Source organism: Chryseobacterium sp. 2TAF14, from assembly GCF_052115105.1.
Lineage (GTDB): Bacteria > Bacteroidota > Bacteroidia > Flavobacteriales > Weeksellaceae > Chryseobacterium.
Map to the genome: position 1 here is coordinate 1 of NZ_JBFRGA010000173.1, position 5,889 is coordinate 5,889.

General features: G+C 33.6%; 5 protein-coding genes. All 5 read right to left on the reverse strand.

What is annotated here, in order from left to right:
* Positions 1–455 precede the first annotated feature (455 nt).
* Entirely contained in the window at positions 456–1,742 is a 1,287-nt protein-coding gene (locus AB4Y90_RS14740) for a citrate synthase (RefSeq protein WP_441558300.1), read from the reverse strand.
* Positions 1,743–1,832: 90 nt separating this feature from the next.
* Entirely contained in the window at positions 1,833–3,125 is a 1,293-nt protein-coding gene (gene eno, locus AB4Y90_RS14745) for a phosphopyruvate hydratase (protein ID WP_441558301.1), read from the reverse strand.
* Between the two features lie 197 nt (positions 3,126–3,322).
* Positions 3,323–4,015 (reverse strand): YEATS-associated helix-containing protein, encoded by a 693-nt coding sequence (locus tag AB4Y90_RS14750; protein WP_441558302.1) that lies wholly within the window; start codon positions 4,013–4,015, stop codon positions 3,323–3,325.
* A gap of 17 nt (positions 4,016–4,032) precedes the next feature.
* Positions 4,033–5,004, reverse strand: coding sequence for a hypothetical protein (locus AB4Y90_RS14755; protein ID WP_441558303.1), 972 nt, complete (start codon positions 5,002–5,004; stop codon positions 4,033–4,035).
* A gap of 168 nt (positions 5,005–5,172) precedes the next feature.
* Positions 5,173–5,889, reverse strand: a 717-nt coding sequence (locus tag AB4Y90_RS14760; protein ID WP_441558304.1) for a sensor histidine kinase, incomplete at its 5' end; no start/stop codon positions are given.

The following is a 5,889-nucleotide window of genomic DNA, read 5'->3' on the forward strand; positions in this document are numbered from 1 at the left end:
GCTTTTGAAGATTGCATTTTCTTTAATAATTTAATCTGATTAACCTTAATTTTTCAGATATAATTTAATTATATTCATACTAAATATGATAACAAAATCTTTGTTAAATTTTAAATATAGCTAAGTCGAGATAAAATATCATCTATTCATAATCATAAAAAACTGTCGTTTTTTCAGTACAGCTCACAAATTAAATCATTGCTTATCAGAAGGTGTCGCTCCTACGGAGCTCCGCATTATTTTTACATCTTTTGCTACAAAGGTTTTGCTCCTCCGGAGCAACTTTAACAATACAGAAAGTTGTAATTATAAGCATTTTTGAAAAATTCAAATTTATAACATAACAAATGATAAAATGATACTGAATTCGCTATGTTCTGATCTATCTCTAAATTTTAAACAAAAAAAATCCCAAAGCAAAACTTTGGGATCTAATTTATCTGAGAAAACGGATGTTATCTGTTTTCGATATCGATGTAATCTCTTTTTTGAGCACCTTGGTAAACCTGTCTTGGTCTTCCGATCGGGTCTCCTTTTAGTCTCATTTCTTTCCATTGAGCGATCCATCCCGGAAGTCTTCCCAATGCGAACATTACGGTAAACATTTCTGTAGGAATTCCTAATGCTCTGTAGATGATTCCTGAATAGAAATCTACGTTTGGATATAATTTTCTTTCGATGAAGTATTCGTCTTCAAGCGCTACTTTTTCCAACTGCATTGCAATATCAAGTGCTTTATCTTCAATTCCTAAAGCAGCTAATAAATCGTCAGCAGCTTTTTTGATAATTTTTGCTCTTGGGTCGAAGTTTTTGTAAACTCTGTGACCGAATCCCATCAAACGGAAGCTATCGTTTTTATCTTTCGCTTTAGCTACCCATTTGTTAACATCTCCACCGTCTTTTTCGATCAATTCAAGCATTTCGATAACCGCTTGGTTTGCACCACCGTGAAGCGGTCCCCAAAGCGCAGAAATACCTGCAGAAACTGAAGCAAAAAGACCTGTGTGAGCAGAACCTACCATTCTTACTGTAGATGTAGAACAGTTTTGCTCGTGATCAGCGTGAAGGATTAATAATTTATCTAAAGCATCTACAACTACCGGATTGATTTCAAACTCTGCGTTTGGCTGTCTAAAAGACATTTTGTAGAAGTTTTCAACGTAGTTTAAGCTGTTATCACCGTGGTTTAATGGTAAACCAAGAGTTTTTCTGTAAGTCCAAGCTGCAAGATGAGCAAATTTAGCGATCAATAATTCTGCAGCTACATCCATTTCTTCTTTTGAACTTACATCAACCGCTTTAGGATTAAATGCCGTTAAAGCAGAAGTAAGCGTAGACAAAACTCCCATTGGGTGCGCAGAACGAGGGAAAGCATCGATGATTTTTTTCATCTCTTCTGCAACGAAGTTATATTTTTTGATGTTACCGTTGAAGGTATCAAATTGTTCTTTTGTTGGCAATTCACCGTGAAGTAAAAGATACATTACTTCTGTGAAGTTTGATTTTTCAGCGATTTGCTCGATTGGGTAACCTCTGTAGAATAATTCTCCCTGATCACCATCAAGATAAGTAATCTCGCTTAATGTAGCTCCTGTATTTTTGTACCCTAAATCTAAGGTAATAAGACCAGTCTGGTCTCTTAATTTTGAAATATCTATTCCTCTGTCTCCGATTGTACTATCCACGATTGGATATTCATACGAATTACCGTCGTAATTCAATACCACTTTGTTGTCTGACATTATTTAATTTATTTTTTTTAAATATACTATTAATTATAAAATACGGCAAACTAAAAAATTTCGCTTGCCGTTATTTATAAATTCAATGAATTATCTTTTGATTTTAAAAGCATCTAAGCCCGGGAAAACTGCAGTTTCACCCAAAGCTTCTTCAATTCTTAGCAATTGGTTGTACTTCGCCATTCTGTCTGATCTTGAAGCCGAACCTGTTTTAATTTGTCCGCAGTTCATTGCTACTGCTAAATCAGCAATAGTAGAATCTTCAGTTTCACCAGATCTGTGAGACATTACCGATGTAAACTTGTTGTGCTGAGCCATTTGTACAGCAGCCATTGTTTCAGAAAGAGAACCGATTTGGTTTACTTTAACTAAGATTGAATTAGCAATTCCTTCTTTTACTCCTCTTGACAATCTTTCAACATTTGTTACGAATAAATCGTCACCTACTAATTGTACTCTGTCACCAATTTTGTCAGTTAACATTTTCCAACCTTCCCAGTCGTTTTCCTGCATTCCATCTTCGATAGAAATGATTGGATATTTATTTGCCAATTCAGCCAAATAAGAAACCTGCTCGCTGCTAGAAAACTGAGGCGCATCTGCAGTCTGGAATTTTCTGTAATCGTAAATTCCGTCTTTGTAGAATTCTGATGCAGCACAATCTAATGCGATCATTACATCATCACCCGGTTTGTAACCTGCTTTTTCAATTGCCTGAAGCAAAGTATCCAAAGCATCTTCAGTTCCTTTGAAAGTTGGTGCAAAACCACCTTCGTCACCTACAGCCGTAGAAAGACCTCTTGAATGTAGAATAGATTTAAGGTTGTGGAAAATCTCAGTTCCTTTTCTCAAAGCGTGAGAGAAAGAATCTGCTTTTACCGGCATTACCATAAATTCCTGGAAAGCAATCGGCGCATCTGAGTGAGATCCACCGTTGATTACGTTCATCATCGGAACAGGAAGTGTATTTGCGTTTACACCACCTACATATTTATATAAAGGTAATTTTAATTCGTTTGCAGCAGCTTTTGCAGCAGCTAAAGAAACCCCAAGAATTGCGTTTGCTCCTAAGCTTCCTTTGTTGTTTGACCCATCTAAATCAATCATAATCTGATCGATAAGATTCTGGTCAAAAACAGGAAGACCCACCAATTCCGGTGCAATTACTTCTCTTACATTTTCTACAGCTTTAGAAACGCCTTTTCCCATCCATTCTGAACCGCCATCACGCAATTCTACCGCTTCATGCTCTCCCGTAGATGCACCTGAAGGAACAGCAGAACGACCCATCGCACCACTTTCTGTAAATACATCAACTTCAACTGTAGGATTTCCTCTTGAATCCAAAATTTGTCTCGCTTCTATGTAAGAAATGTAACTCATTTTTTGTCTATTTTATAGTTTAGACAAATTTAATCAAAATTTAACTTTTCAACGCATGGAAGAGGTAATTTATGTGGTTATGTGAGTTAAATTTTAGTTAATTTTGAAGTTATGGTAATTTAAATAAGCACCAAAAACAAAAGTCCTCCAAATAGAGAACTTTTTGTTTTAGTTATGCTGTTATAGAATTAAAATAATTATTTTTCTAAAATCAGATCTTCGGCTCCTTCAGATAAAGCAACTGCTCTTACACCATCACCCAGATTGATTTCTTTTACGAGGCGCTTATCTTTAAGTTCTTCAATTTTTTGCTTAATTTTTTCATTTTCAATCGAAGAAATATTATCATAAACTTTATCTACAGGTGTAAATTTTTTTTCAGGATTATAAATAGTTTTCATTAATTCTTTTGTTTCATCGTCATCAATAATGGCAGATTGTTTTAACGTTTCAAGTTGAGCATTTTCATCATACATTAAAACTGTTTTCTGGACATCATTAATTCTTTCCACCTCTTGTTTCATTTTATTATTTTCAACCTTAAGATTTGCATAATCATCCTTTAAATTTTGTACCACTCTGCTGGAAATCAAATTTAAGTATTGAATGGAAGAATAAGATACAATTACACAGAAGCCAGAAAAAACAAAATAATTAATATCATGGCTATTATTAGATTGTTTAGGATCTAAGATAAGTTTCAAAATATCGCTGGAAACTAAATTTAGAAAAAGAGGAACTGTAATAGAAGCTAAGATTCCAAACATTATATTTCTAATAAAAAATCGACCTCCGTTATCTTTCATTTCTTTTAAAGAACTTCCTATACCACCAATAATCCCACAAAATATGATGATTCCAATGATGATGTAAATATTTTCTGTTTTCATGATAAATAGTTTTTTAATTATACCGCTTCTTCAAGTATTTCAATATCATTCAGCGCTTTTGTTCTTTCTTCATTTAATATCTCCAAAGTCTGTTGGTAAGGTTCAAGAATTTTTTGAAGATCTGCAATCAGTTTATTCAGTTTTTCTTCTTCGATTTTCAACTGGTCTGCTGCTCCGTTATTTTTTAATTCGGTAATAGTTCCTTTGCACTCTTCAATTGATTTTTCGATATCTTTTTTTACTGGTTCCACATCTCTCAAAATCTCACTTTGTGCTTTATCAAACTGCTCATTCACCAGCTCCGTCTGTTTATATCTCATTTTACCTTCATACGCGACCGTGAGATCATTGATTTTTTGCTGAATATTTGTAATTGTTTCATTTCCGTTTTCAATATTTTCTTCAGATTCATTATAATCAATACTCATGATTACCAAAGTGTGGAAAGATATTTGTTTTGAGACTACCGTTGCTTCAGGAATTTTAAAGATCATTTCCTGAGTTTTCATGGTAATTTCCGGAATTTTTGTCGACATACATTTTCTTTCCATAGTCACTTCCGGAACAGAAATAATGATTGGTGTCAACTTTGTTGTACATTGCCAGGTTTTAGTTTTACCTATAATTATTTTTGTCACTTTCCATCCACAAGTTACCTCTGGTTTTTCACCTATTTTTTTATCAACCATTTTTGTTTTAGGCCAATCAAAACAAATTTCTTTAAGATTCATAGTTACTTCCGGAATATCAAAAGAGAACTTCTGTGTTTTCATCGTAAATTGAGGAATCGGCAAATCAAAAATGATTTTTTTCCATTCAAAGTTATACTGATAATTTCCATTCTTGATTTTAAATAATGAACCATTATCTTGTAAAATTTCGCTATCATCCTGAATATCGGAAACTTCTTTTGAAATTTGATTCGTAAGAGTTTTTAATTCAGTTTCAAATTCTTCTGTTAATTTTTTAATTAATTCTTCAGTGTTCATAGTAATTTACTTTAGTGTTAATAATTATTGAAATAGCTATTAGTTTTTGTCATTGCAAAATTCCTATTTAAAACCTTTTCAATCAATTACACAAACGGGTGATTCTCACAAAAGAAAAAGCAGCATCACAAAAAATGATGCTGCTTTTATTTATTTTAAAAAAAATATTTACAAATCTATCCTGAAAAACAAATGTGTTCCGTTTTCGGTGGTAATCTCGCAATGACCGTTTTGCTCCTGCATTCTCCGCTTCATATTTCTAAGACCGTTTCCTTCGGGCTTTTCTTTATTTATTCCTATTCCGTTGTCGGAAATTTCCATCATAAATTTTTTATCTTTTTGTATAAACGTCAGTTTTAGTTGATCAGATTGGCTGTGTTTATAGACATTATTGAGCGCTTCTTTAAGGCATAGAAATAGGTTCCTTCTCTGTTCAGTAGTAATAGTCGTTTCAGAAATTACATTTTCATCTTCAATGTTCAGCTGAATTTTTGTTTTTTTAAGAAAATTCTGTGCATAGATTTTCGAATATTCTACAAAACTTCCCAGTGTATCATTCCCCGAATTAAGGCTCCACAACATTTCGCGCATCGAAACATTCATCTCTTCGGAGGTTTTCAGAAGTTCATCTATGTCGTTTTTTAAGTCTTCGTTTTCGGCCCGTTGTTTCAAAAATTCTGCCTGAAGCTTCAACGCCGAAATTCCCGCTCCAAGATCATCATGCATATCATGAGAAATTCTTTCGCGTTCTGCCTCAATATATTTTTGCTTTTCGAGCTCTTTTTGAAGTAGCTGGTTTTGGTATTCAGATTCTTTGAGTTGTTTTTCTTTTAGATAAAGAAGTTGTTTTCGGTTGTACATTAAAATGACGAAAATGATGAATCC